This window comes from Sphingomonas sp., assembly GCF_036269755.1.
Lineage (GTDB): Bacteria > Pseudomonadota > Alphaproteobacteria > Sphingomonadales > Sphingomonadaceae > Sphingomonas.
This window is the reverse complement of record NZ_DATBDV010000011.1, coordinates 2,501-28,896: the sequence shown is the minus strand read 5'-3', so window position 1 is coordinate 28,896 and position 26,396 is coordinate 2,501. Positions and strand designations below refer to the sequence as shown.

Genomic DNA, 26,396 nt, shown 5'->3' with positions numbered 1-26,396 from the left:
GAGTACGACCCATGTCCTTCTACACTTCGCTTTCCGGTCTTCAGGCCTCGCAGACCGAGATGAACACGATCTCGCACAACCTCGCCAACGTCGCGACCAACGGCTTCAAAAAGAGCCGCACCGATTTCGCCGATGTCATCGCATCGAGCGTCAGCCTGTCGCCGACGCTGATGACCGGGTCGGGCACCGTGGTGAAGGGCAACATCCAGCAATTCGGCCAGGGCAACCTCATCCAGTCGTCGTCGAGCCTCGACCTCGCCATTTCGGGCGATGGTTTCTTCGCGATCAAGCCGCAGCTCGATGGCGCCAAGGTCGACTTCACGCGCAACGGCAGCTTCTCGGTCAATCAGGACCATTTCGTCACCGACGCGCAGGGCAATTATCTCCAGGTCTATCCGGTCGACGGGTCGGGCGCGGTGGTCGCTACCGGCATCGACCAGACCAAGGCGCTCCAGCTGCCGCAGACCAGCGGTACCGCCAAGCCGACCTCGCTGATCAACATGACCGCCAACCTTCCGTCGACCGGGTCGATCCCCGTAACCGCGACGTTCGATCGCTTCGATCCGACGAGCTACAACCAGTCGACCTCGACGACGATCTACGACACCAACGGCAGCCCGCAGACGCTGACGACCTATTTCAAGCGCACCGCGGCTTCCACAGGGGCGGGTGTCGATTCGACGTGGGAAGTCTATAACTATGTCGGCGATACCAAGCTCAGTTCGGGCGGTTCGGACCACATCACCCTGACGTTCGATTCGAACGGCACGCTGACCGCGCCGACCAGCGCGACGACGTTCGATCCGTTCACGCCCGCGGGCGCGACCACAGCGCAGACCGCGGCGTTCAGCTTTGGCGCCGCCACCGCACAGCTGGCGCAGCCGTTCAACATCGCTTCACGCACGCAGGACGGCGCCGCGATCGGTCAGATCGAGGGTGTCACCGTCGGCGACGACGGCATGGTCAAGGCAAGCTTTTCCAACGGCGATATTCAGGCGCTGGGCAAGGTCGTGCTGGCCAAGTTCACCGATCCCGCGGGGCTTCGCCAGCTTGGCGACTCCACCTGGTCGGCGACCGGCCTGTCGGGCGAGCCGCAGCTCGGCTCGGCGGGCATGGACGGCTTCGGCAATCTGATGTCCTCGACGATCGAACGGTCGAACGTCGATATCACCGAGGAACTGGTCAATCTGATCGCGGCGCAGCGCAACTTCCAGGCGAATGCCAAGGCGCTCGATACCGCGAGCCAGATCTCCGAAACCATCTTCAACATCCGCAGCTGATCGAAGCGCTGACGGGGGGCACGCATGGACAAATTGATCTACACGGCGGCGTCGGGTTTGAAGGCGCGGATGGCGGCACAGGCCGTCATCGCCAACAACATGGCGAACGCATCGACGATCGGCTTTCGCGCCGAGCGGGTCAATTTCGACAGCCTGATGCTCCAGGGCGACGGGCTCGATACGCGCGCCTCTGCCTCGGAAGAGGTCAAGGATTTCGACCGCAGCTCGGGGACGATCATCTCGACCGGCCGCAATCTCGACCTCGCCATTCCTGGCGATCAGTGGATGGCGGTCCAGGCCGCCGACGGCAGCGAAGCCTATACACGGCGTGGCGATCTCAACGTTTCGGCCAGTGGCGTACTGGAAACCGGCGACGGTTTCCCGGTGATGGGGTCCGGGGGGGCACCCATCACCGTGCCGCCGGCGACGTCGATCTCGATCGCGGGCGACGGCACGGTGTCGATCGTCCCGCAGGGCGGCGATGCCAAGACCCCGCAGATCATCGATCGCATCAAGTTCACCAGCGCGAAGGGCTCGGACACCGTCAAGGGTCTCGACAACCTCGTCCATGTGAAGGGTGGCGGCGTGTTGCCGACCGACGAGGACGCCAAGTGCGAGAGCGGGATGCTCGAGCAATCGAACGTCAACATGACGCAGGCTCTGGTCGACATGCTCGAAAACCAGCGCGCCTACGAAGTGCAGGCCAATCTGATGAAGTCCGCCAAGGACATGGACGAAGGCGGCGCATCCCTGATGCGCATGCCCAATTGAGGAGTGATATGAGATGAGCAGCGCCGCGATGCATATCGCCCGCACTGGGCTCGACGCCCAGGACATGCGGATGCGGGTGATCTCGAACAACCTGGCCAACGTCAACACGACGGGGTTCAAGAAGGACCGCGCCTCGTTCGCGACGCTTTCGTACCAGACGGTCACCGCCGCCGGCGCGTCGTCGTCGAGCGAAAGCAAGTACGCGACCGGGCTCAACCTCGGCACCGGCGTCCGCATCCAGGGCACCGCCCGGATGGACACGCAAGGGTCGATGCAGACCACCGGCAACAGCCTCGACATGGCGCTGGATGGCGACGGCTATTTCCAGGTCCAGCTTCCCGGCGGCCAGCTCGGCTATACCCGCGCGGGCAACTTCTCGCGCAGCCCCGAAGGACTCCTGGTCACCAACGAAGGCTATCAGGTGATGCCCGGCATCACCGTTCCCGAAGGCACGACCGCGATCACCGTCGGCACCGACGGCACCGTCTCCGCGACCGTCGCGGGACAGACCGAACCGGCGACGCTCGGCCAGCTCCAGGTCGCGACCTTCGCCAATTCGGGCGGGCTGCAGTCCAAGGGCGACAATTACATGACCGAAACCGCCGCTTCCGGCGCCGCCAATCTCGGTGTGCCGGGCGAGGACGGCCGCGGCACCGTCCGCCAGGGAATGCTCGAAGCGTCCAACGTCAACGTCGTCGAGGAATTGGTCGACATGATCGAATGCCAGCGCGCGTACGAGGTCAATTCGAAGATGATCTCGGCGAGCGACGACATGCTCAAATACGTTAATCAGAACATCTGATGCGCAACTTCACCCTGATTGCGGCCGTCGCCGGCGCCGCGCTGATGCTCGGCGCGGGCACGCCCGCATATGCGCACGGCGGCAAGAAGAAGCCGGTCGAGGATTTCTCGGCGGTCCCGCCGCCGCCGCCGGCAGCGCCGGCGCCAGCCAACGGCAGCATCTTCCAGCCGCAGGACGGCTATGCCGCACTTTACGAAGGCAGCCGCGCGCGCCGCATCGGCGACCCGCTGACGATCGTGCTGGTCGAAAACACGTCGGCGTCCAAATCGTCCTCGTCGAAGCTCGATTCGGGTGGCGGGTTCGGGCTGACGCCGCCGTCGACCGGTTTGCTGTCGGCGGTCAAGCCGACCGATCTCAGCCTCAGCGGCAACCGCAATTTCAACGGCAAGGGCACCGCCGATCAGTCGAACTCGCTGACCGGCGAAGTCTCGGTGACGGTGGTCGAGGTTTATCCCAACGGCACGATGCTGGTGCAGGGACAGAAGCGCGTGACGCTCAACCGCGGCGACGAGTTCGTCCAGATCAAGGGCATCGTCCGCTCCGCCGACATCAGCGCCGACAACCGCGTGCTGTCGACCCGCGTCGCCGACGCTCGCATCGCCTATACCGGTAAGGGCGACGTCGCCCGCGCCGGTCGCCAGGGCTGGCTCGGCCGGTTCTTCTCGGTGATCAGCCCCTTTTAGCCGGTCCACGGCCGTGCTCGATGGTTAGCACGGCCTTAACCATCGGCCGGGCATAGCATCATGACAACCTGATTGGATTGCGTCTTATGTTCCGGTTCCGCCTGATCCTCGCCGCCCTGATCGCCAGCTTGATCGCGATTCCCGCGTCGGCGGACCGCATCAAGGATTTGGGCGGTTTCCAGGGTATCCGCACCAACCAGCTGACCGGCTACGGCATCGTCGTCGGGCTCGCCGGCACGGGCGACGACAATCTCGAATATACCATTCAGTCGGTGAAGGCGGTCGCCAGCCGGTTGGGCTTGCAGCTGCCGGCCGGAATCAACCCGGGCCTCAAGAACGCCGCGGTGGTGATGATCACCGCCGACCTGCCGCCGTTTGCCAAGCCCGGCCAGCGGATCGACATCACCGTCGCATCGATGGGCAAGGCCAAGTCGTTGCGCGGCGGTGCCTTGATCCTGACCCCGTTGATGGGCGCCGACGGCCAGATCTACGCGATGGCGCAGGGCAACCTCGCCGTCGGTGGATTGGGCGTCGAAGGCAAGGACGGTTCGTCGGTGGTGATCAACGTGCCCTCGACCGGACGGATCCCAGAAGGAGCGACCGTCGAACGCGCGGTCGCGACCGGGTTCGAAACCTCGCCCGCCCTCACCTTCAATCTCGCACGGTCCGATTTCACCACGGCGCAGAGCGTCGCCGCGGCGATCAATGCGCGGTTCGGCGGCGGCGCCGCCGAAGCCGTCGACGGCGTGTCGATCCGGATCAAGGCCCCGACCGGTGCCGATACCCGCGCGACGATCATGAGCGAGATCGAGAATCTCGACGTCGTCCCGGCCGAACCGCCGGCCCGAGTCATCGTCAACGCGCGCACCGGCACCGTCGTGATCAATTCGGCGGTCCGCGTCGGCCCCGCCGCGGTCACGCACGGCAAGCTGACCGTGCGGATCGACGAGAAGGAAACCGTGGTCCAGCCGCTGCCGATGAGTCAGGGTCAGACCGCCAAGGAACAGAAATCGGGCGTCGCCGTCGACGAAGAGAAACGGCCGATGTTCCTGCTCGCGCCGGGCCCGAAGCTCGCCGACATCGTCAAGGCGGTGAACGCGATCGGCGCCTCGCCGTCGGACCTCGTCGCGATCCTCGAGGCGCTTAAGGAAGCAGGCGCGCTCAAGGCCGAGTTGATCATCCTGTGACCGACTTTCCCTCCTCGACGGGGCCTACCCCGATCGCGCCCACCACGGGCATCTCGACCGACACCAGCCGGCTCGGCTCGGCCGCCAACCTCAAAAAGGCGGGCGAGCAGTTCGAATCGGTGTTCATCGGGCTGATGATGAAGTCGATGCGCCAGGCGAAGCTCGGCGACGGGCTGTTCGATTCGAAGGAACAGGACACGTTCCGCGAGATGCAGGACAAACAGATCGCCGAGAGCATGGCGGCACATCAGCCGATCGGCATCGGCAAGGCGATGACCGATTTCCTGTCGCGCTCGCAGGCGTCGTTGCAGACGCCCGCCGCTGCCCCTGCCGCCGATGAAGCGAGCACTACGCCATGAGCGACATGCTGGCGATCGGCGCGAGCGGCTTGCGCGCGTACCAGGTCGCGCTCGCGACCGTGTCGGAGAATATCGCGAACGCCGGCACCGCCGGCTATTCGCGCCGCACCACCAATATCAAGGAAGTCGCGTCGATCGGCGCAGTCGGCGCACAGTCGACCGGCAGCGGCGAAGGCGCCGCGGTCACCGGCGTCCAGCGCGCGGGCGACATGTTCAAGCAGGCCGAGGTCCTCGTCGCGGGCGCGGACCTCGCCAAGACCGAGACCAGTGTGACCTGGCTCGACCGCATCGAAACCTCGATGAGCGGCAGCGTGCTCGGGACGCGACTGTCGAGCTTCTTCACCTCGGCGACCACGCTCGCGGGCGACCCGACCTCGACCGCCGCGCGATCGGCGATGCTCGAATCGGCGAACGGCGTCGCCAGCGCGTTCAGCGAAACCGGCGCATCGCTCGACCGAGTGTCCGCCGACCTCGACACCACCACGCGCGACACCGTGTCGTCGCTCAATTCGCTCGCGGCGACGCTGGCGAAGATCAACAACGGCCTCGGCCGCACTGGCGAGGGCACTGCGGGCAATGCCGCATTGCTCGACCAGCGCGACCAGGTGCTCGACCAGATGAGTGCGCTGACCGACGTCACCGTCGATTACGACCGTGCCGGGCGCGCTACGGTGCGCGCCGGCGGCAGCGGCGGACCGGTGCTGGTCGATACCAGCCAGGCGAGCACGGTCGGCTATTCTCGCAATGCCGCGGGGACGATTACGTTCAACATGATGTCCGGCATCGACCAGCACGTTCTGTCGCCGGTCGGCGGGGCGCTGGCAGGGATCGTCGACGGCGCGCAGCGCATCGCCGACGCGCGCAGCCGGCTCCAGGGGATCGCCCAAAATTTCGTCGACGGGATCAACGCCGTCCAGGCGCAGGGCCGCGACCTCGACAACAACAGCGGCGCCGCCTTGTTCGCGATCGACCCGAGCCAAGGCACCGCGCAGGTCTCGGTCGCGCTCGACGATCCGCGCGGCATCGCCGCCTCCGCGGTCGGCGGCGGCCAGCGCGACAACACCAACCTCGGCAATTTCACCGCGCTTCGCACCTCGGGCGATTACGAGAACAAAGTGGTCGACATGACCACCACCAATGCCTCGGCGCTGGCGCAGCGCAAATCGGTCGCCGACGCGCAGACCACGATCCGCAGCAACGCGGTGGCGTCGCGCGATTCGCTGTCTGGCGTCGATCTCGACAGCGAAGCGGTCGACCTGATGCGCTTCCAGCAAGCCTATGCCGCGACCAGCCGAGTGATCCAGGTCGCCCGCGACACGATCCAGTCGATCATCGATATCCGGTAAAGCGCCATGCAGATCAGCACCAACCAGTTCTACACGTCGAACCAGCGCAACTTTCAGTCGCTGACCGCGGCGGCGGACAAGCTCCAGACCGAAGTGTCGACGGGCAAGAAGCTCAACACGCCGTCCGACGACGCGGTCGGCTATCGCCGCTTGCAGGGGATCGTGCGCGACGGTGCCGACGACCAGGCCTATGCCGGCAACATCACCATCGTACAGTCGGCGCTGAGCCAGGCCGACACTACCCTCAAGTCGATCGGCGACGAGATCCAGCAGGCGCAGGAGCTCGCGATCAAGGCCAATAGCGGCACGTTGTCGGCGAGCGATCGCAGCGTCATTGCGGACCAGCTCGATTCGATCGTCCAGTCGCTGACCGACCTCGCCAACGCCAAGGATTCGCGGGGTGCCGCGATCTTCGCGAGCGGCGACACGCCCGCCGTCACCGCCAATTCCGACGGCAGCTTTACCTTCGCCAGCGACGGTCCGGCCGCGATCCCGATCGGTGCCGCGTCGAGCGCCGCGCCGGGCGAAGCCGCGTCGCGGCTGTTCGTCGATTCGAGCGGCGGCAACGTGCTGTCGACCATCTCCGCGCTCGCCGCCGCACTTCGCGGCGGCGGTGACATCTCCAGCGTCGCCGGCGCCGCGGCGGATTCGCTGGGTGCGGCCAACAGTCAGGCAGCCGCCGTCCAGGGCTCGCTCGGCGCGCGCGCGCAGCGAGTCGATATCGAATCGACGCGGATGAGCGACCTCGCCACCGATCGCGAAGTCACTCGGTCGGCGATCGAGGACACCGACGTGACTCAAGCGATCACCGACCTGCAGAAAACAATGACGATCCTGTCGGCGGCGCAAGCGAGCTTCACCAAGCTCTCCAGCCTGTCGCTGTTCGATTATATGCGCTGATCCCCAATTTTGGGGGCCGGTTCCGCCTTACGGTTAACGGATTGAATACCAAACCCGCTTAACCGTTGATCAGGCCGGTCCTGATGCCGGCAAGGCCGCGAAATATGGGGGATTTTCGAGCGTAATGTTTCCGGCAATCGGCCTCGTCGTTCTGTTCGCGATGGTGTTCGGCGGGTTCGTCTTCACCGGCGGCGCGCTGGGCCCGATCATGGAGGCCATCCCGCACGAAATGCTGATCATCGGCGGTGCCGCGGCCGGCGCGCTGATCATCGGCAATTCGACCAAGGAATTGAAAGCGCTGGGCGGCGGCGTCGCCAAGGTGCTCAAGGGGCCCCAGTACAAGAAACAGGATTATCTCGACGTCATCTTCCTCGTCTCGAAGCTGATGAAGATGCTGCGGATGGATGGGCCGATCGCGCTCGAGCCGCATGTCGAGGACCCCAAATCGTCCGCCGTCTTCGCCGAATATCCGCGGCTGCTCGCCGACCACACGCTGACCAATCTGATCGCCGACACGCTGCGCCTCGTCGTCGTCTCGTCGGGCACGCTCGACGTCCACGCGGTCGAGGAAGTGATGGATAACGCGATCAAGACACACCACCACGCGGTCGAAGGGCCGCAGACCACGCTGCAGTCGCTGTCCGACGCGCTTCCCGCGCTCGGCATCGTTGCGGCGGTGCTCGGCGTGGTGAAGACGATGGGGTCGATCGATAAGCCACCCGCGATCCTGGGCGCGATGATCGGATCGGCGCTGGTCGGCACCTTCCTCGGCGTGCTGCTCGCGTATGGCATCGTCGGCCCGCTGGCCTCGCGGCTCAAGCAAGTCATCGACGCCGACGCGGCGATCTACAACGTCGTCAAGCAGATCATCATTGCCTCACTCCACGGCCATCCCCAGCCGCTGGTGATCGAAGCCGCACGTTCGGGCATCGCGCATTCGAACCAGCCGGGCTTCGCCGAGGTGTTCGACGGGTTGCGGGGGCGTTAATCCGATGAGCGGTGTCCGCCCACTCCCCCACCCGACCGCCGACGATCGTACCCTGATTGGGCGGTCGGGTGGGGGAGTGGGCCGGCACCGTCCGGCTCCGTCAGGAGCCGCATAAAATGTCCGCGCGCGCTCCGCACGGGTCCAATCAACCGCCCCGCATCATCTACAAGAAGATCTATATCGAGGGTCACGGCGCGCATCATGGCGGCGCGTGGAAGGTCGCCTATGCCGATTTCGTGACGGCGATGATGGCGTTCTTTCTGCTGCTGTGGATCCTCGGCGCGACCACCGAGAAACAGCGCAAGGGCATTGCCGATTATTTCACTCCGACGCTGGTCCAGCTCAAGGAAAATTCGGCTGGATCGAACGGGATGCTCGGCGGGCAGTCGATCACCGATAAGGACAATTACCCAAATCGCGCGTCGCAGACCGGCACCCGATCGCTGACGATCCCGATGGATTCGAAGGGCGGCGCCCAAGTCGGCACCGGCGAGCAGGGATCGCTCAAGAACAAGACGATCGCCGCCGAGGACGCGAAGAATTTCGAAGCGCTGAAGCGCCGCCTGATGGCCGCCATGCAAACGTCGCCGCTCAAGCGTTTGGCGAGCCACGTCCGCTTCATCCAGACCACCGAAGGCCTGCGCATCGATCTGGTCGACGACGCCGACTATTCGATGTTCGCGCTCGGCACGACGCAATTGGTGCCCGAGGCCGACAAGTTGATCGGGCTGATCGCAACGACGATCCAGGACACCAAGAACCCGATCATGATCCGCGGGCACACCGACAGCCTGGGCTATGGCGATCCGATGGCGATGAACAACTGGATGCTGTCATCGGGCCGCGCCGAGGCGACTCGCCGACGGCTGGCCGCTGGTGGCACGCCAGAGACTCGCTTCTACCGGATCGAAGGCGTCGCCGATCGGGAGCCGATGATCGAGGACAACCCCAGCGACCCACGCAACCGACGCGTGTCGATCACGCTCCTGTGGCGCGCGGGATCGTTCAAGCAATAGGTCTCTCACCCCTCCCTGAGGGGAGGGGCTATTCCCCAACGGCGCATGTTGGCTTAGCTTCCGACGCCATGCTCCCCCTCGCCTTCCTCCTCGCCGGCGCGACTGCCGCTCAGCCCGCCGCCACCGTCCGTGTCACCTTCGATCGCCACGGCATCACCTCGGTCCGCGCCGAAGGCTTGGCCGACGCCGCCGCGAACCGTGCGGTCACGCCCGACAGCCCGGTGCGCATCGCGTCAATCTCCAAGATGGTGACGACGATCGCGGCGATGCGGCTGGTCGAGCAGGGCAAGCTCAACCTCGACACCGACGTCTCCAACTATCTCGGCTACACCTTCCGCAACCCCGCCTTTCCCGACATCCCGATCACGCTGCGGCTGCTGCTCTCGCACCGCTCGAGCCTGACCGACACTCTCGACTATGTCCTACCGCTCGACGGCGACATGCGCAGCGTTCTGAGCAATCCCAAGGCGTGGGACAGCCAGCATGCCCCCGGCACCTGGTTCCACTACGTCAACTTCAACTTTCCCGTCGTCGCCGCGGTGATGGAGCGTGCCACCGGCGAGCGGTTCGATCGGTTGATGGACCGACTCGTGGTCCGCCCGCTGCGCCTTCCCGCCTGCTATCAGTGGGATACCTGCGACGACGCGACGATCGCGCGCGGGGTCGTGCTCTATCGCGGCGGGCAAGTGACTCGCGACGACAATCACGGGAAGCGCCCCGCCTGCCCCGTCACCCCCGCGACCGACGGCAGTTGCGACCTGTCGCGCTGGCGCGCGGGCGCCAACGGATCCATGTTCGCGCCGCAGAGCGGGCTGCATATCTCGATGGTCGACCTCGCCAGGATCGGGCGCTTGATGATGAACGGCGGCAAGGTCGACGGCGTGCGGCTGCTCACGCCGGCTTCGGTCAAGCTGATGCAGACTCCGGCCTGGACCTATGACGGGACCAACGGCGAGGTCGACGATGGCTGGGTGTGCAGCTATGGCCTAGGCACGCTGCTGACCGCGACGCCGCAGGCGAAGTGCGGCGACGACGTGTTCGGCGACGGCAAGCGGCGGATCGGCCATTCGGGCGATGCCTATGGCCTCAAGTCCGGGCTATGGTTCGACCCCAGGACCGGCACCGGGACTGCCTATTTCGCGACCGACGTGCCGCCGGTGAAGGGCAGCCATTCGGCCTATACCGTGACCGAGGAGTCGCTCGCGCAGCCTTGACGCGCCCCTACGCCCACGAAAGGATCGCCGCCATGAAGCTCGCCTCCGCCCTGATCGCCGCGCTGCTCGCCGGCTCCTCGCTTGGCGCCGCGCCAACCCAAGGGGCCGACGTGCTGATCCGCGGCGGCACGATCTACACCGGCGACGAAGCGCCGTTCACCGGCGACGTCGCGATCCGCGGCGACAGGATCGTCGCGGTCGGCGCCAACCTGAAGATCGCGGCCACACGGACGATCGACGCCAAGGGCATGATCGTCGCGCCCGGCTTCATCGATCCGCACACGCACGCCGGCCCGTGGCTCGCCTCGGCAGACGCGAAGACCAGGCTGATCCCCGCATTTCTGCTGCAAGGCGTGACGACCGCGTTCATCGGCAATGACGGCGGCGGATCGATCGACGTCGCGGGCGTGCTGGCGACTCCCAGGACCAAGCCGGTCGGGATCAATTTTGCCACCTATGTCGGGTTCGGGACGATCCGCGAGGCGGTGATCGGCGGCGATGCGCGCGCGCCGACCCCCACCGAACTGGCGCGGGAAAAGGCGCTGGTGGTCAAGGGCATGTGCGAAGGCGCGATCGGCTTTTCGACCGGGCTGTTCTACGCCCCGCAGAACTTTTCCAAGACCGATGAAGTGATCGCATTGTCGGCGGAAGCCGCAAAGCGCGGCGGCTATTACGACAGCCATATCCGCGACGAGAGTTCGTACACGGTCGGCCTCGCCGCGGCGATCGACGAAGCGATCGCGATCGGCCGCGCGACCGGCATGCCGATCCACATCAGCCACATCAAGGCGCTGGGCATCGACGTCCAGGGCATGGCGCCCGCGATCATCGCCAAGATCGACGCCGCGCGCGCATCGGGCGTCGACATCACCGCGAGCCAATACCCATGGTCGGCCAGCGGCACGAGCCTGGTCGCCTCTTTGGTCCCGCTCTGGGCGCAGGACGGCGGCACCAAGGCGATGATCGCACGGTTCGACGACAAGGCGCTCCAGCCCAGACTGCGTGCCGACATGGCGGAGAACATGCGCAAGCGCGGGGGTGCGGCGACGTTGCTGGTCACCGAAGGGCAATGGCGCGGCAAGTATTTGAGTGAGATCGCGGCGGCCATGAAGACCGACCCGATCTCCGCCGTGATCGCGGTGATCCGGGTCCACGACGCTGCCACGGTCTCGTTCAACATGAGCGAGGCCGATATCGCCGCGTTCATGCGTCAGCCCTGGGTGATGACCGACAGCGATGCGTCGAGCGGCCACCCGCGCGTATGGGGCACGTTCGCGCGCAAATACGCGAAGTACGTCGTCGCGGATAAGGTGATCACGCTGCGCCAGTTCATCGAGCGCAGCTCGACGCTCACCGCCAAGTGGTTCGCGCTCAAGGGTCGCGGCGAGCTCAAGCCCGGCGATTTCGCCGATGTCGTGGTGTTCGATCCCAAAAGCTATGCGGCGCAGGCGACCTACGAGCAGCCGTCGCTCCCCGCCACGGGCGTGCGCACCGTGCTGGTCAACGGCCGGGTCGCGGTCGACAACGGCAAGCTCACCGGCGTCGCCGCGGGTCGCGCGCTGCCGCACACGCCGACCCCGGGGACGTGCCCACCTCAGCGATAGAAACGCAAGTTCCCGATCTCGAGCCAGGTGGTCGCGCCGGGATCGCCGTGTAGCCGGACCAGCAACGCGCGAAGTGATTTGAGATCGAACGTCCCGTTGCCGCTCAACGCGCTGAACGGCACGCGCACCTCGTGCACGCCCTCTTCGGCATCGAAGCCGGCGTGGAACCAGTCGTCGGGCTCAAGGCCGTAGCTGTCGAAAGCGAGCGAATAGCGCCCGCTGCCGCGCGCATCGAAGGCAACGCCGATGAATCCGCTCGCATCGGCGAGCGTCACCCCACCCCGTGTCAGCGGCACGATCATTTGCGCGAACGGCTGCGCACGCGCGCCGAGCCGGACCGCGAGGAACAGCTTCTTGCCCACGCGCGGATCGTTCGGGCGGGCGATCGTCAGGCGGCTATGGTCGGTGCCGGGCTCGGTGCTTTCGACCGGCAGCGTGTCGACATCAGTGCGGCCGTCGTCGCGGGCGCCGGTGTCGATCGGGCCGGGCATCACGGTCACCGGCATCGGCGTCGGCGCAGTACCGTCGGCGAGCTTGCGCAGCGCGATCAGGTCCTGATCGCGGCCTGAAACCCAGACGTGGCGGACGTTGTAGAGGTCGGCGATGTTCCGGTCGGGCTTGCCCGCGATCAGCACGAGGTCGGCGCGCATCCCGGGGCGGATCGCCCCCTCGATCTTGTCGAGCCCCATGATCTCCGCGCTGGTGCTGGTCGCCGCGACCAACGCCTCCGCCGGGGTGAAACCGAGTTGCGTCAGCCGCCAGATCTCACGCAGCGTCGACTCGCCATGATACGTGCCCTCGATCCCGGCATCGGTGCCGATCCCGATGCGGATCCCCGCCGCCTTCAGCGCGCGGATATTGCCCTGCATGATCGCCCAGCGTTTCGCATCGTAAGGCTGGATTGGCTCGAGCGGCTTGGCCATCCGTGCTTCCTCACGAGCGCGTTCGCCGGGCGTGAGACTAGCCCATTCGGCGGGGAGGAACGTCCGATCCTCCTGCGGCTCGAACGTCGCCATCGTCGCGATGTAGGCGGTGTGGTTCTTGCGCATCAGCGCGATCAGCTCGTCGTCGACCGGAGCGTCGCCGACGCCGTGCCCGACCGAATCGACCCCCGCCATCGCCGCGATCTTGGCGCCCTCCAGCGTCACCGTATGCGTGACGACCGGGATTCCCGCGGCGTGCGCGTCGGCGACGATCGCCGCGAGCGTATCCTCGTTGATGCTGTTGAGATCGGGGTCGCGGCCATAGCGCCAGCCATCGGCGAACACCTTGATGACGTCGGGCTTGTACCGAAGCGCCGTCTTCATCGCGAGGTGCGCCGAACGCGGGGTCGAGACCTGCAGCGTGAAGAAGTCGCCCCAGCCGAACTCGGTACCGTGCCCGCCCGGCACCCCGATCCGCACCGCCATTTCGAGATGCGGTGCGGCCACGCCCTCCGGCCTGGTGAGGTCGCGGATCGGCGCGATCATCTCGCCCGACAGCGAGTAGTCGTTTACCGTCGTCACCCCGTCGAGCAGGTACGCGGCGTAGGATTTGCCGAGGTCCTCCGGCGCATCAATCGCGGGTGCGCGCAGATGCGTGTGAAGGTCGTGCAGGCCAGGGATCAGCGTCATCCCACGCGCGTCGATCACCCGCGTCGCGCGGGGACGCTTGAGGTGGCGGCCGACCGCGGCGATGCGATCATCGACGATCAGCACATCCTCGATCACGGCCGGCGCGCCGGTGCCGTCGAACACGCGCGCGCCCTTGATCAATGTCGCCTGGGGTCGCTCGGCCGATGCTGCGGTCATACCGAGTATGACGACGAGGATCATGACGATGCGGCGCGCCCAGTTCATGTCGCACACTTTCCCGACTTGCGTCCGCCTGCGCAACCCTTACCGTCGTGGCCATGATCAAGGGGGTAGTGGGTCTGGCCGCGGCGCTCGCGGTGGCGATGCCGAGCCTGGCGCAGGATGCGGGCTTGCGCGGCGCGGTCGATGCGGCGCTTGCGCAGGCGCCGCCCGGCACGCGGTTCGGGCTGCTCGCGGTCGACGATCAGGGTCGCGAAGTGATCGCGATCGATCCCGACGGACGCTTCATTCCGGCCTCGAACACCAAGATGTTTACCACCGCGGCGGCATTCGCGACCTTACCGGATATGGCCGGGCCCGACACGATCGGGGGCGCCGCAGTGCGGCTGGAGGGCCGCGATGTCGTGCTGGTCGGCAATGGCGATGCGCGGCTGTCGAGTGCGGAGGATTGCACGGTCGACTGCCTCGCGAGCCTTGCCGACGCGGTCGCCGCGAGGACGCGCGTGGTCGGCAATGTGATCGGCGACGACACGTTGTTCCCCGACGAGCGCTGGAGCCCGGGGATGAGCTGGAACAACATTCCGACTCGGTCGGGGACCGGCATCTCTGCGCTGACGCTCGACGACAACGAGTTGGTCGTGACGGTGACGCCGGGCAAGCCGGGTGGCGCGCCGAGCGCGGCGTTGCCGGCTTATTATACCGTCGATGACCGAGTGACGACCGTCCCCGGCAGCAAGAGCGATATCGGGTTCGACCGCGCCCCCAACGGCTATGAGCTGCGGCTGACCGGGACGATCGGCGCCGACGCCAAGCCCGAGCGGCTGCGCGTCGGGATCGACGATCCGGCGCGCTACGCCGCTTGGCGCCTCGCCGAGTTGCTTCGCGCGCGCGGGGTGCGCGTGACGGGCACGATCGCCGTGCGCCACAGACCGCTGATGCCCGCCGACGATCCGATGGTGCGGGGCAGCGCGCCACCCGCGAGGCCGCCCGCCGAGCCGGTGCTCGCCAAGCTCACACCCCCGCCGCTCGCCGACGACGTCAAGCTCACGATGAAGGTCAGCCAGAACCTCCACGCCGAACTGTTCCTGCGCCGCGTGTCGCTGGTCGCCGGCAGTGGCTCGATTGCCGATGGGCAAGTCGCGGTGCGCGGTGTCCTTGCCAAGGCCGGCGCGCCCCGCGCCGGGTTCGATTTCTCCGACGGGTCTGGGATGTCGACCTACAACCGAGTCTCGCCGCGCTCTGCGGTTAAGTTGCTGCGTTGGATCGCGGGGCAGACCTGGGGCGCGACGTGGCGCGAGACGCTCCCGGTCGGCGGGGTCGACGGCACGCTCGTACGGCGCTTCGGCGGGACCGCGCTCGACCGCAAATTGTTCGCCAAGACCGGCAGCCTCAACGCCACCTCGGCGCTGTCGGGTTATATGATCGCCAGGAGCGGGCGGGTACTGACCTTCTCGATCTATGCCAACGACATCCCCGATGGCACAGGCGCGACCAAGGCGATGGACAAGGCGCTGGAAATCGTCGCTGCCGCCAATTAGGGAAGCAGGCATGACCGATTATGTCAGCGATTACCGCGACAAGGGCTATGCCATCGCCCGCAACATTTTTTCGCTCGAAGAGATAGCGCGGATCGGCGCGGCGATGGACGAAGTCTATGCCGAAGGCGTCGCGCACGGCCGCAGCTTTCGCCACGGCAACCTGTTCTATAACGTCCAGCCAGGCCCTGACGGCCGTCCGCACGTGCCGATGGCGCAATGGCCGTCCTACCACAATGCGGTGCTCAACGAGACTCGGCTCGACCTGCGCTGGGTCGAAATCCTCGAGCCGCTGATTGGCGACAACCTCAAGCAGATCATCAACCAGCTCCACTGGAAGCTGCCCAACAGCCGCGGCGACTTCGCCTGGCATCAGGATTCGCGCTTCCGCCGGCCCGAGACGGCCTACCGCAACCTCGGCGATTCGTACGTCCAGACGGGAATCGCGATCGATCCGCACAATCCGATGACGGGGGGCATGCGCTTCATCCCGGGCAGCCATGCGCGCGGCCCGGTCGATCTCGACACCAGCACCGAAGTGCTCGGCAACGCGCCGCAAGATGCCGCGCTGGAGGCGGCGGGGATTTCGCCCGGAGACCAGGTCGACCTGATCCTCGAGCCCGGCGACGTCGCGTTGTGGAACCCGTATCTGGTTCACGCATCGGGCACCAATCGCTCCGACCACCTGCGCCGGCTGTATATCAACGGCTATGTCCGCGCCGAGGATTGCGACCGGGGGGAATGGGCGTTCCGCGACGGCGAGCCGGTACCTCTCGGCCCCGAGCCGGCCTTGGTCCATTACGAGCAATTGTTCGAGGACGGCGAGCCGCACTACGTCTAACCGACGGCGGCGATCACCGCTTCGCCGGTTTCGCTGCGCAAACTGAAGATGCTCGCCGCGCCCGCGCTGTGCCGCGTCGGATGAACTCGGTTGGTCAGCAACGTCCAAGCGACGCCGCGATCGAAATCGATCCACAGCCCCGTCCCGGTGAACCCGGTATGCCCAATCGTCGCGGGCGAGCATGTCTCCCCGCCCGGCCAGCCCGGATTGCGGCTGTCCCATCCGCAGGTGCGATGCTCGAACTGCCGCGTACGGATCGCGTCGAGCATTGCCGGCGACGCGCCGCTGCCGTCGAGCAGACCTTGCGCGAAGGCGAGCACGCCCGCGACCGTCCCGAACAACCCGGCATGCCCGGTCGCGCCACCCATCGCCGAGCAATTCTCGTCATGGACCTCGCCCTTGAGCATCCGGCCGCGCCAGTGGCAGAACTCGGTCGCGACGGCGGAGCCCAGCGGCGGGCCGTAGCTCAAGCCGTCGCCGAGCGGCCACGCCGACAAGGACTGCCCAGTGATCCGCTCGATCGCGATCCCGAGCAGCAGGAAATTGATGTCCGAATAGACCGGCGGGCCATGCCGCCATTCGCGCTGGAGCACGAACGCGCGGAGCCGGTCGGGATCGTCGCCATAGGTGTAGATCGGCTCGACCGCCGGCAGGAAGGTGCGGTGCGCCAGGCAATCGCGGAATGTCAGCCGCCGCTCGGGCGCGTTGGCCACGTCGTACTGCCGCAGATCGAAGATCGCGTCGGTCAGCGGGCGGTCGAGGTCGAGCTTGCCGGCATCGGCGAGCTCGAGGATCATAGTCGTGGTTGCAACGACCTTCGATACCGAGGCGAGGTCGAACCAATGCTGCTCGGTCAGCGCCTCCGCTTCGGGCACTAGAGCCGCATGCCCCGCCACTCGCACGGCGCGCTCCCCAGTCGCGGTGACGATGCCTAACGTCGCCCCGGGGATCCGTGCTTCGGCAACGTACGCGGCTGCCGGCGCGAAGGCTTGGTCGATGTCGATCATGCCGCTTCCGGGTGATCGTCGGGCCGCGCCACCGCGCGCCCGGTCAGCGGCAGGAACACCACCGCGCCCAAGCTCATCGCGCCCGCCATGATGAAGAAGCCGGCATAGCCGATCGATTGCTGAAATACGCCCGACAGTCCCGCGAGCAGCCGCGGCAGGAGGAAGGCAAGCCCCGACAGCAAGGCATATTGCGCCCCAGGAAAGCGCGGGTTCACCAGCATCGAAAGGTAGACGACGAACACAGCGCCTTCGAAGCCGTGGCCGAACTGGTCGACCCCCATCGCCAGGTAGAGCTTGAAGTCGCCACCGCTGATGACCCACGACCCAAGCGAAAACAGCGCGGGGCCACCGGGATGCTGGTGCGCGAGCCAGGCGAAGATCCAATTGCTCAGCGCCGACATCAAAGCCCCGATCGCCAGCGCCCACCCCATCCGCGCGCGCGCCGCCAGCCAGCCGCCGAGCGCGACGCCGAGCATGCTCGACACCAATGCCACCGCCCCGTCCGAGAAGGAGATCGCCTCGAGACTATAGCCGAGCGCGTTAAACAAGGGGTGGGACAGCGTCAGCGCCATCACGTCGCCCATGCGATAGACCGACACGAACAGCAGCACCGGGATCAGCATGTAGCCGTATCGCCACGCGACATCGACATAGGGCCCGATCGCTGCCGACATGCGCGCGGGCGCGGTCGGCGGCAAGTCGCGAATCCACGGCACCGCCGCGGCGATCGCGACGAACGGCAACAAGGCAATGCCGAACACCCAATAGCTGACGACCGACGGGTTGTTGATCCCGATCGATCCGATCGCGGCGAGCAGCGCCCAGCCGACGACGGCCGTGACGATCAACGATCCGCCGAGCACGATCGCGCTGGCGCCCAGGCCCGTCGCCAGCGCGCTCAGCCGGCCGCCCCCGCGCCCCGGGTCCGGGCGCATCGCCGCAAGGATCGGGAACGGCAGGAACGCCGCCACCGCGATCACCAGATAGGCCCAGGTCCAATCGGCTTTGGCGGCGATGAAGATCGCGCCGCTTCCCGCGGCGACCATCGCGCTGCGATATCCCCACAGATTGGCGGCGACCATCGGACCCTGCTCCTCCGCGGTCGGTGCGATCTCGATACGCCAAGCGTCGGCCGCGACCTCGAGCGTCGTCGTCCAGAACGCCAGCAACACCGCGAACAACGCGACGACGGGCAAGCTATGATCGGCCGAGGTGAACGCCATCGCCACCATCGACAGGAAAATGCCGAGCTGCGCGAGCATGATCCACCCGCGCCGCTTCCCCCAGAACCGTCCGAAGCCCGGCACATCGTAGCGATCGAGCAAAGGCGCCCAAGCGAACTTGAACGTCGGCAGCAGAGCGACCCAGGCGAAATAGCCGACCGTTACGATGTCGACGCCATGCCTGGCGAGCCGCAGCAGCAGCACCGCGTTGAACATGTAGAAGGGGAGACCGGCGGCGAACCCAAGCAGCAGGTACAGTGCGTATCGCCGCCAATCGCGCGGCACCGCGGCCTGCGCTTCGGCCTGGCCCGCCGTCACCGACGCGCTCATGCGCCGCGCTTTGTCGAGCGACCTTGGATTGATGGCATCCCGGCTCCCCTCATTGCGTTGCGGTCACGCTCCCCTGCAACGCTGCCGGCGTCAATGCCCGGTATGTTGCAGCGGAGCAACGTTTCGAGGTGCCTGCGCCAAAAAATGCCTGTGCTTTCCGGGAGTTGAAAAAAGGGGTGGCGCGGTATGGCAGTTTTGTTGCTTAATATGTGAATCAAACGCCGGGGGAACGGCGTCACTTGGGGGAATACGACATGGCTGGTTCGACCTCGCTCCGTCTGATGCTGGTTTCGGGCACGGCGTTCGCCGCTTTGTGCGCGCTGCCGAGCGCCGCCTTCGCGCAAACCACGGGCGGCGATCAGACCACCCCGCCCGCCGCCACGCCAACCGGCGCCGCGCCGGTCGCCGCCGATCCGGCGGATCGCGGAGACAATGGCAAGGACATCATCGTCACCGGCTCGCGCATCAAGCAGGATCCGAACAATTCGGCGCTGCCGCTGACGATCATCACCAACAAGGATTTGAGCCGCGAAGGTATCAGCAGCCCCGAACAGCTGATCTCGTTCCTCGCCAACAACGGCAACGGCGCGGACAACCTCGCGTCGAACTCCGACGTGGTCAGCGGCGCGGCGCGTGGCACCAACGGCCTGTCGGCGGCGAACCTGCGCGGGCAGGGCAGCGCGTCGACGCTCGTCCTGCTCAACGGCCGCCGAGTCGCAGCGCACGGACTTCAGGGCTCGGCGGTCGACGTGAACCAGATCCCGTTCGCGGCGATTGACCGCATCGAAATTCTAAAGGACGGCGCCTCGGCGATCTACGGCACCGATGCGATCGGCGGTGTGATCAACTTCATCACCAAGACCAACTTCACCGGCATCGACGTCGCCGGCTTCACCGACACGACTCAGCAGGGCGACGCGGAAATCTATCGCCTTTCGGCGACCGTCGGCTGGGGCAAGCTCGACGAGCAGGGCTTCAACGTCATGGGGTCGATCAGCAAGAGCTGGAACGGTGCGCTGTTCGGCCAGGACCGCGACTTCGTCAACGGCAACCAGCCCAATCGCGGTCTGTCGATCGACACGCGCGGCACGCCGATCGCGACGGCTTTCCCGATCAACCCGACCGCGGCGACGCCGGTCGCGGGTGGACCGATCGGCATCACGCAGGGCGGCACGTTGCTCGGCGGCACAAGCGGTGGGACCTCGCTTCTCGCCAACCCAGGTTTTTTCATTCCGGGTACGACGGCCGCCGCATCGGGCGGCGTCAATCCGCTTCGCCTGCCTGGCGGCGCCGGCTGCGACTCGGTCGATGGCGGCATGAACTACGATTCGGTGCTGTGGGCGAATGCCACCACCGCGCTGGCATGTTCGTGGGACACGGGCCGCGCGGCGACGCTGCAGCAGCCGCTCCAGACGCTGACCTATTACGGCCGCGCCACCGCCAAGTTCGGCGGGAACGAACTCTATGTCGAAGTGACCGGATCGGACGCGACATCGAACAAGATCTTCTCGAACAACCAGTATAGCGCGAACAATACGTCTTTGCCGATCGCCTACCCGCTCAACGCGCTCACGGCACCGACCTACAACGCCGTTTACAACAGCATCGTTGCGGTGCTGCCGGCGGTCGCGGCCAATTACGGCAAGCCGATCGCGTTCCGCTATCGCTGCATCGATTGCGGCCCGCGCGAATATACCACCAACACCAAGACGTTCCGCGCCGCGCTGGGTATCGACGGACCGATCGCGCCCGGCTGGGATTATCGCGCGGGCGCTTCCTACGCGAGCAGCAGCGCGAGTTCGGTGCTGGGATCGGGCTATTCGTATCGCGGCGTGTTCGCGTCGAACGCTGCGGCGATCGCTTCGGGAACCGGCGCGACGCTCGCGGGCCAGGCCGATCCCCGCGCGCCGACTGCACCGGGTGCGAGCGCACCGGGTATCGTCGGGCTGTTCAACAGCGGCATCCTCAATCCGTTCTCGCTGGTGCAGACGCCGCAAGCGCTCGCCGCGCTCGACGCCGTCTCGGCCAAGGGCCTGAAGCTGTATAGCGGAAAGTATGAGACGCGGCAGTTCGACGCGTCGATCTCCGGCAAGCTGTTCCGCCTGCCCGGGGGCGATGTGCAGCTCGCGGTCGGGGTCGATTACCGGCGCGAAAGCTACAGCTTCAACGGCTCGTCGGCAGCCGACCTGAACCAGCCCGATATCTTCAACGTCGCGTTCGACAACGTCAACGCGCTGAGCAAGGTCACGCGCGACGTGAAGGCCGCCTATGGCGAAGTCTTGTTCCCGGTGTTCAAGTCGTTCGACATCACCGTCGCTGGGCGCGTCGACGATTACACGGGGTTCGGCTCGACCTTCAATCCGAAGGTCTCCGCCAAATTCCGTCCGGTCGACTGGTTGCTGCTCCGCGGTTCGTACAACACCGGTTTCCGCGTGCCGTCGTTCAACCAGATATTCAACGGCGTCACGGTATCCCCCAATCCGGGCAACACGCTGGTCGATCCGACCACCTGCCCGGGGGGCGTAGTCAACGCCACGCCGGGCTGCCAGCCGATCACGCCCGATTCGTCGAGCGGTGGCAATCGGAACCTCGGGCCCGAAACGTCGAAGCAATACACGTTCGGCGCCGTCCTGCAGCCGTCGAGCCACCTCAGCCTGTCGGCCGACTATTGGTACATCGCGGTCGACAATACGATCGGCACGATCACGATCCCGCAGCTGCTCGCCAACATCAACGCCTTCCCCGATCGCATCACGCGCACTGCCGGCATCATCACTGCGGTGGATCTCAGGACCGGCAATTTCGGATCGCGCCGGACACGCGGCGTCGATTTCTCCGGACGCGGCAATATCGAGGCGCTGGGTGGCGTGTTCTCCGCCGGATTCGACGGCACGTTGCTGATCCAAAAGAAGGAAAAGCTGCTCCCCAACCTGCCCTACACCAACACGCGCGGCGTGTTCACGCTTGCGGGCGACCTGGGACTGAAGTGGAAGCACAACGTCTATGTTGCCTATACGACGACCGGCGGCTTCGGCTTGACCTTCTCGCAAATCTACCGCTCGGGATACAAGAATCAGGCGCTGCCGGGCAGTCCGAGCCGGCCCGACTTCAACCCCGACGTGAAGCCGTACATCATCTACAACGCGTCGATCTCGCAGCGGATCAATCAGCACTTCACCATCGCCGCCGGGGTCAGGAACGTGTTCGATACCGATCCGCCGTTCGCGATCACGTACGATTCGAACACCGGCTCGGGCAGCTCGTGGGAACCGCGCGTTGCCGACCCTCGCGGCCGCTCGTTCACGGTCAATGCCGAGGTAAAGTTCTAAACCGAACCCGTGCCGAAGGCATCGAAGGGGGCGCTCGTTCGCGGGCGCCCTTTTTCGTGTGTCTGAGTTCGGTAATGACTGGCCGGCAACCGGCTCGCCCCGATTCGCGCCTCCGCCCGCGCTCTGCTACGCCTGCCCTACAGACCGGCATCGGCCGGCGCCACGGGAGAGAGTGCGCATGGAGCAATTGAGCGCGCAGGACGCGTCGTTCGTCTATCTCGAAACCCCGCACACGCCAATGCACATCGGATCGGTCGGCATCTACGACCCGTCGACCGCGCCAGGCGGGTTCGTGCGCTTCAAGGACATCCTAAATTTCGTCGAGAGCCGGCTGCAGGGCGCGCGCAGCTTTCGCCAGCGGCTGGTCCGCGTGCCGTTCGACGTCGACCATCCCTATTGGATCGAGGATCCCGAGTTCGACCTCGAATTCCACGTTCGCCACATCGCGCTGCCCAAGCCCGGCGACTGGCGCCAGCTGTGCATCCAGGTCGCGCGGCTCCACGCGCGGCCGATGGACCTGACCAAGCCGCTCTGGGAGTTCACCGTGGTCGAGGGGCTCGACAACATTCCCGGGCTGCCCCCGGGCTGTTTCGCGCTGGTCTCGAAAGTTCACCATGCCGCGATCGACGGCATGTCGGGGGTCGAGATGTCGGCGGCGGTGCACGACCTCGACGCCGAGATGGCGAGCCCGCCCAAGCCCGATACGTGGAAACCGGAGAACATGCCGCGCGTCGCCGATCTGCTGACTCGCTCCTATTTCAACAATCTCCTCCAGCCGATGCGGATCGCCGAGACGATCGGCCGTTCGCTCCCCGGCATGGCCAAGCTCGCGGTGCAGGCGGGCAAAGGCGACGTCTCCCTCAAGAACACGCGCCCCGCGCCCAAGACCCGGTTCAATGGCAAGGTCTCCGCGCACCGCGTGTGGGACGCGGTGCCGTTCAAGCTCGCCGAGGTGCGCGCGATCAAGGACGCGGTGCCCGACGCGACGGTCAATGACGTGATCCTGGCGGTGGTCGGCGGGGCGTTGCGTATCTACCTCAAGGACAAAGGCGAGCTGCCCAAGGAAACGCTGACCGCGATGGCGCCGATTTCGGTGCGGCAAGAGGGCGAGAAGGCAGCGCTCGGCAACCTCGTCTCGGCGATGGTGGTGGGCTTGGGCACGCAGATCGAGGACCCGCTCGAGCGGCTGCGCTTCGTCCACGACGACGCGGTCAATTCGAAGGCGATGACCAACGCGGTCGGCGCCAAGACGCTGGCGGACTATTCGAAGCTCATCCCGTCGGGCCTCGCCGGGCTGGGCGCGCGGCTCTATACGCGCGTGGGTGCCGCCAACATGCACGCGCCGGCCTTCAACTGCGTCGTCACCAACGTGCCGGGCAGCCGCGTGCCGCTCTATTTCTGCGGCGCGAAGATGGTCGCGATGTACGGCACCGCGCCGGTGTTCGACAGCATGGGCCTCATCAACCCCGTCTATTCGTACGGCGATACGATCGCGGTGTCGTTCACCGCCGATCGCGACATGCTGCCCGATCCGGACGTCTATGCCGCCGCGCTGCGCCGTTCGTTCGAGGCGCTCAAGGCTGCGGCGATCAAGCCGGCAGCGGCGCCCGCAAAATCCAAACCGGCGCCGAAGCGCGCAGCGAAGGGAGCAAGGTGATGGCGAAGAAGGTCAAGGACGCGATCGACAATGGCGCCAAGCGTGCGAAGAGCGCCACAGACAAAGCTGCAAAGCGCGCCAAGGACGCTACCGACAAGGCGGCCAAGCGCGCCAAGAATGCCACCGACCGCGCCGCCGCGGGCGCGAAATCCGCTGCCGACCGAGTTCAGGGCGCCGGCGAGAAGCTGCGCGAATCGAGCGAGAAGCTCGCCAAGCAAGGCTCGTCGGTCAGCCTCAAGATGCTCGAACAAGCCGAAGCCAATACGCGCGAGGCATTCGCCGCGATGCGCGCCGCGGCGTCCGCGAAGAGCCCGGCCGCGGTGGCCAAGATCCAAGGCGAATATCTCCGCGATCAGGGCGCCCGCTCGCTGTCGCACGCACGCGAGATCGGCGAGTTGATCATGCAATTCGGGCGCGGTGCGGCGGGCGGGAAGAAATAGGTCATCCCCCTCCCGCTTTGCGGGAGGGGCTCGGGGTGGGCCTGAAACAAGCGCCGGCCGATCATAGGCCCCCCTACCCCTCCCGCGAGCGGGAGGGGAGATTCAAGCATGCCCAGCCGATGGGAACACCCACGCCTTGATCCCGGTCCGCTCGAACGGGTGCCAGTCGTCCTCGGGCTGCGCAAGCCGGTCGGCGACTGCGTAGAGCACGCTGGCGTTGACGCCGAGCCCGCAATGGCTGCCATGCACTTCGATATTGTCGCTCGTGGGGCCGACTTCCTCGCAGCAATTCTGCCACGCGACGATGCCGTCGCTGCGCGAGTAGATTGCAGTCGAGGGCACCGGCGGCGGCGCCGAGATTTCGTCGAGTTGCGCTCTGGTGTCCTCGGCGTCGACCTTCTGCCCGGTCAGCACTTCGTAGGCGCGCCAAACATTGGTCGCCTTGGGGCTGCCCGAGAAGGGCGAGCCGAGCGTGATGACCTGGCGGATCGCGTGCGGAATCCGCTTGGCGACGAGCCGCGCCATCACCCCGCCAAGGCTCCAGCCGACCAGGCTGACCTTCTGCCCGCTTTGCTCGAACACCGCGAGCACGCGCGCGATCAGCTTTTCGCCCTGCCGCCCGATCGCCTTGGGCCCGAGATTGCGTCCCAAATCCCAAGTGTGCGGGGCATAGCCCTGGCGCTTGAGGAAACCGCGCAAGGTGCCGGTCGAGCTGTCGCCAGTGACGAAGCCCGGCAGCACGATCACCGGATGCCCATCGCCGCGCGGCGCACTCGCCAGCATCGGCGCGGCCCAGGGCAAGGCGCTCCACTCGAACAAGGCGCGCGGCAGTTCGGTAAGCGCGAGCAGCGCCGATGGCGGTTTGACCGCGGTCCGGGGAGCTGCACTGGCCATTCGTATTTCTCCTGCGTTTCGAGCGGTATCTACGCACCGTGCCCGCGATTCGATCCCAACAAGTCTTTATTCGATACCGATCGCGGCGTGCCGCGCGGCGACCCGCGCCGAGTCGTAGCTGAGGATGGCGATGTCGTGGCTCTGCCCGTCGGCGCCGCGCACCTGGTCCTTGAGCATCGCCTCGGCACGAAAACCGACCCCTTCGAACAGTGCGATCGACGCGGCCTGGTCGACCGTCATCCGCGCGGTGAGCTTGGCGAGGCCGCGCTCCTTTGCGATCATGAAGATGCCTTGGAGCAGATCGTTGCCGAGCCCCGCGCCACGCCGCGCCGGCGACACCAGCAGCCGCACCTCGCCGACATGTGCCGACCAGCTCAGCGGATCGCGCACCAGGGCGGCGGTCGCGACGATCTCGCCCCCATCCTCGGCGACCAGGCTGTCGATCTCGCCGCTCTCGATCGCCGCGAGCCACGCCGCGACGACGCGCGGTTCGCGCACGTCGCGGCTGAGGAACAGCAGATCCTGCTCCGGCAAGGTCGCGGCGAACGCAATGACCTTGTCGCGGTCTTCAGGTCGAAAGCGACGGATGGCGTGGCTCATGTCGATCGCTCGCCCAGCCAAGCGACCAGGCTCGGCCATAGCCGCCGAACCGCATTGCCGCCGGCGACGAGGCTGACATGCCCGCCCTTGAGCACGATCTCGTCCTTGTCCGCCGACCCGATCATCCCGATCAACGGCGCCGAGGCGGCGGTCGGCACGATATGGTCGTGCTCGGCGGCGACGTGGAGGAACGGCGCGGTAATCGCGGCGAGATCGACTCGCCGGCCGCCGAGCTCGAGCGTGCCTTCGTGGAGCTGGTTGTCCCACATCAATTTCTTGGTCGTCTCGCGAAAATATTCGCCCGCAAGCGGCAGGCTGTCCGAGCTCCAGCGGTCGAACATCCGGTACGACTTCACGAACTCGTCGTTCCACAGATTGTCGTAGAGCCGGATATTGCCCGCCGCGCGCGCGCCAGGGCGCAACATGTCGAACGCAGTGTAGAGGTAATCGGCGGGGCAATTCCCCAGCGTATCGACCAGCTTGTCGACATCGAAGAAGCGGCAATCGGCCCAGCGCTGGAACATCTCCATCTTCGAAAAATCGACCGGCGTGGTGAAGGTGACGAGGTTCGCGAGCCCATCGTCCGGATGCAGTGCC

The 26,396-nt window shown here is 66.3% G+C and carries 23 protein-coding genes (1 of these 23 cut by a window edge); 17 read left to right on the top strand and 6 right to left on the bottom strand.

All coding sequences use genetic code 11. From position 1 onward, the window contains the following. The first annotated feature begins 11 nt into the window (after positions 1–11). The 12 genes from VH326_RS08560 (at position 12) to VH326_RS08505 (ending at position 12,150) form a co-directional block, all read left to right on the top strand. Positions 12–1,280 (top strand): flagellar hook protein FlgE, encoded by a 1,269-nt coding sequence (locus tag VH326_RS08560; RefSeq protein WP_329631396.1) that lies wholly within the window; start codon positions 12–14, stop codon positions 1,278–1,280. A gap of 24 nt (positions 1,281–1,304) precedes the next feature. Continuing rightward, complete coding sequence (flgF, locus tag VH326_RS08555; RefSeq protein ID WP_329631395.1) at positions 1,305–2,051, top strand: flagellar basal-body rod protein FlgF; 747 nt, start codon at positions 1,305–1,307, stop codon at positions 2,049–2,051. Between the two features lie 13 nt (positions 2,052–2,064). Continuing rightward, a complete protein-coding gene (gene flgG, locus VH326_RS08550) occupies positions 2,065–2,853 on the top strand; it encodes a flagellar basal-body rod protein FlgG (RefSeq protein ID WP_329631394.1) in 789 nt (262 codons plus the stop codon). Further along, entirely contained in the window at positions 2,853–3,536 is a 684-nt protein-coding gene (locus VH326_RS08545) for a flagellar basal body L-ring protein FlgH (protein ID WP_414714264.1), read from the top strand. Before flgG ends, VH326_RS08545 begins: the two co-directional genes overlap by 1 nt. A gap of 86 nt (positions 3,537–3,622) precedes the next feature. Then, the gene (locus VH326_RS08540) at positions 3,623–4,723 is read left to right on the top strand and encodes a flagellar basal body P-ring protein FlgI (RefSeq protein WP_329631393.1); all 1,101 of its coding nucleotides are present in this window, start codon (positions 3,623–3,625) and stop codon (positions 4,721–4,723) included. After that, on the top strand, positions 4,720–5,082 hold the full coding sequence (locus VH326_RS08535; protein WP_329631392.1) for a rod-binding protein: 363 nt from the start codon (positions 4,720–4,722) through the stop codon (positions 5,080–5,082). Before VH326_RS08540 ends, VH326_RS08535 begins: the two co-directional genes overlap by 4 nt. Then, positions 5,079–6,428 carry a flagellar hook-associated protein FlgK gene (gene flgK, locus VH326_RS08530; protein ID WP_329631391.1) on the top strand — a complete coding sequence of 450 codons (1,350 nt, stop codon included), beginning with the start codon at positions 5,079–5,081 and terminating at the stop codon, positions 6,426–6,428. Before VH326_RS08535 ends, flgK begins: the two co-directional genes overlap by 4 nt. A gap of 6 nt (positions 6,429–6,434) precedes the next feature. Then, positions 6,435–7,328: a flagellar biosynthesis protein FlgL gene (locus VH326_RS08525; protein ID WP_329631390.1), complete on the top strand. Its 894-nt coding sequence runs from the start codon at positions 6,435–6,437 to the stop codon at positions 7,326–7,328. Between the two features lie 124 nt (positions 7,329–7,452). Further along, positions 7,453–8,316, top strand: a complete 864-nt coding sequence (gene motA, locus VH326_RS08520; RefSeq protein WP_329631389.1) for a flagellar motor stator protein MotA — start codon at positions 7,453–7,455, stop codon at positions 8,314–8,316. Between the two features lie 116 nt (positions 8,317–8,432). Further along, a complete protein-coding gene (locus VH326_RS08515) occupies positions 8,433–9,332 on the top strand; it encodes a flagellar motor protein MotB (protein ID WP_329631388.1) in 900 nt (299 codons plus the stop codon). Between the two features lie 68 nt (positions 9,333–9,400). Beyond that, positions 9,401–10,546 carry a serine hydrolase domain-containing protein gene (locus VH326_RS08510; protein ID WP_329631387.1) on the top strand — a complete coding sequence of 382 codons (1,146 nt, stop codon included), beginning with the start codon at positions 9,401–9,403 and terminating at the stop codon, positions 10,544–10,546. Between the two features lie 32 nt (positions 10,547–10,578). Next, positions 10,579–12,150, top strand: coding sequence for an N-acyl-D-amino-acid deacylase family protein (locus VH326_RS08505; protein ID WP_329631386.1), 1,572 nt, complete (start codon positions 10,579–10,581; stop codon positions 12,148–12,150). Here VH326_RS08505 and VH326_RS08500 read toward each other — a convergent pair. Next, entirely contained in the window at positions 12,141–13,988 is a 1,848-nt protein-coding gene (locus VH326_RS08500; protein ID WP_329631385.1) for an amidohydrolase family protein, read from the bottom strand. The two genes, VH326_RS08505 and VH326_RS08500, sit on opposite strands and share 10 nt — an antisense overlap. Before the next feature lie 53 nt (positions 13,989–14,041). Here VH326_RS08500 and dacB point away from each other — a divergent pair, with 53 nt between their 5' ends. Then, complete coding sequence (gene dacB / locus VH326_RS08495; protein WP_329631384.1) at positions 14,042–15,481, top strand: D-alanyl-D-alanine carboxypeptidase/D-alanyl-D-alanine endopeptidase; 1,440 nt, start codon at positions 14,042–14,044, stop codon at positions 15,479–15,481. Positions 15,482–15,491: 10 nt separating this feature from the next. Continuing rightward, positions 15,492–16,319, top strand: a complete 828-nt coding sequence (locus VH326_RS08490) for a phytanoyl-CoA dioxygenase family protein (RefSeq protein ID WP_329631383.1) — start codon at positions 15,492–15,494, stop codon at positions 16,317–16,319. Here VH326_RS08490 and VH326_RS08485 read toward each other — a convergent pair. Both VH326_RS08485 and VH326_RS08480 read right to left on the bottom strand, forming a co-directional pair. Continuing rightward, entirely contained in the window at positions 16,316–17,326 is a 1,011-nt protein-coding gene (locus VH326_RS08485; RefSeq protein WP_329631382.1) for a serine hydrolase, read from the bottom strand. The two genes, VH326_RS08490 and VH326_RS08485, sit on opposite strands and share 4 nt — an antisense overlap. Then, entirely contained in the window at positions 17,323–18,879 is a 1,557-nt protein-coding gene (locus tag VH326_RS08480) for a permease (RefSeq protein ID WP_329631381.1), read from the bottom strand. The genes VH326_RS08485 and VH326_RS08480 overlap by 4 nt, the downstream gene beginning before the upstream one ends. Before the next feature lie 254 nt (positions 18,880–19,133). Here VH326_RS08480 and VH326_RS08475 point away from each other — a divergent pair, with 254 nt between their 5' ends. The 3 genes from VH326_RS08475 (at position 19,134) to VH326_RS08465 (ending at position 24,305) form a co-directional block, all read left to right on the top strand. Continuing rightward, positions 19,134–22,208 (top strand): TonB-dependent receptor domain-containing protein, encoded by a 3,075-nt coding sequence (locus VH326_RS08475; protein ID WP_329631380.1) that lies wholly within the window; start codon positions 19,134–19,136, stop codon positions 22,206–22,208. Positions 22,209–22,386: 178 nt separating this feature from the next. Next, a complete protein-coding gene (locus tag VH326_RS08470) occupies positions 22,387–23,865 on the top strand; it encodes a wax ester/triacylglycerol synthase family O-acyltransferase (protein ID WP_329631379.1) in 1,479 nt (492 codons plus the stop codon). Next, positions 23,865–24,305, top strand: coding sequence for a phasin family protein (locus tag VH326_RS08465; protein ID WP_329631378.1), 441 nt, complete (start codon positions 23,865–23,867; stop codon positions 24,303–24,305). Before VH326_RS08470 ends, VH326_RS08465 begins: the two co-directional genes overlap by 1 nt. A 102-nt stretch (positions 24,306–24,407) precedes the next feature. Here the strand turns inward: VH326_RS08465 and VH326_RS08460 are convergent, their stop codons facing one another. From VH326_RS08460 to VH326_RS08450, 3 genes are all read right to left on the bottom strand, one after another. Beyond that, the gene (locus VH326_RS08460) at positions 24,408–25,199 is read right to left on the bottom strand and encodes an esterase/lipase family protein (RefSeq protein ID WP_329631377.1); all 792 of its coding nucleotides are present in this window, start codon (positions 25,197–25,199) and stop codon (positions 24,408–24,410) included. A 66-nt stretch (positions 25,200–25,265) separates the two neighbouring features. Then, positions 25,266–25,799, bottom strand: coding sequence for a GNAT family N-acetyltransferase (locus VH326_RS08455; protein WP_329631376.1), 534 nt, complete (start codon positions 25,797–25,799; stop codon positions 25,266–25,268). After that, positions 25,796–26,396, bottom strand: the 3' portion of a protein-coding gene (locus tag VH326_RS08450; RefSeq protein WP_329631375.1) for an alpha/beta fold hydrolase. The gene runs 470 nt beyond the window's last position; 601 of the gene's 1,071 nt are visible here — the last part of the coding sequence; the start codon falls outside the window, past its right edge; its stop codon occupies positions 25,796–25,798. Before VH326_RS08450 ends, VH326_RS08455 begins: the two co-directional genes overlap by 4 nt.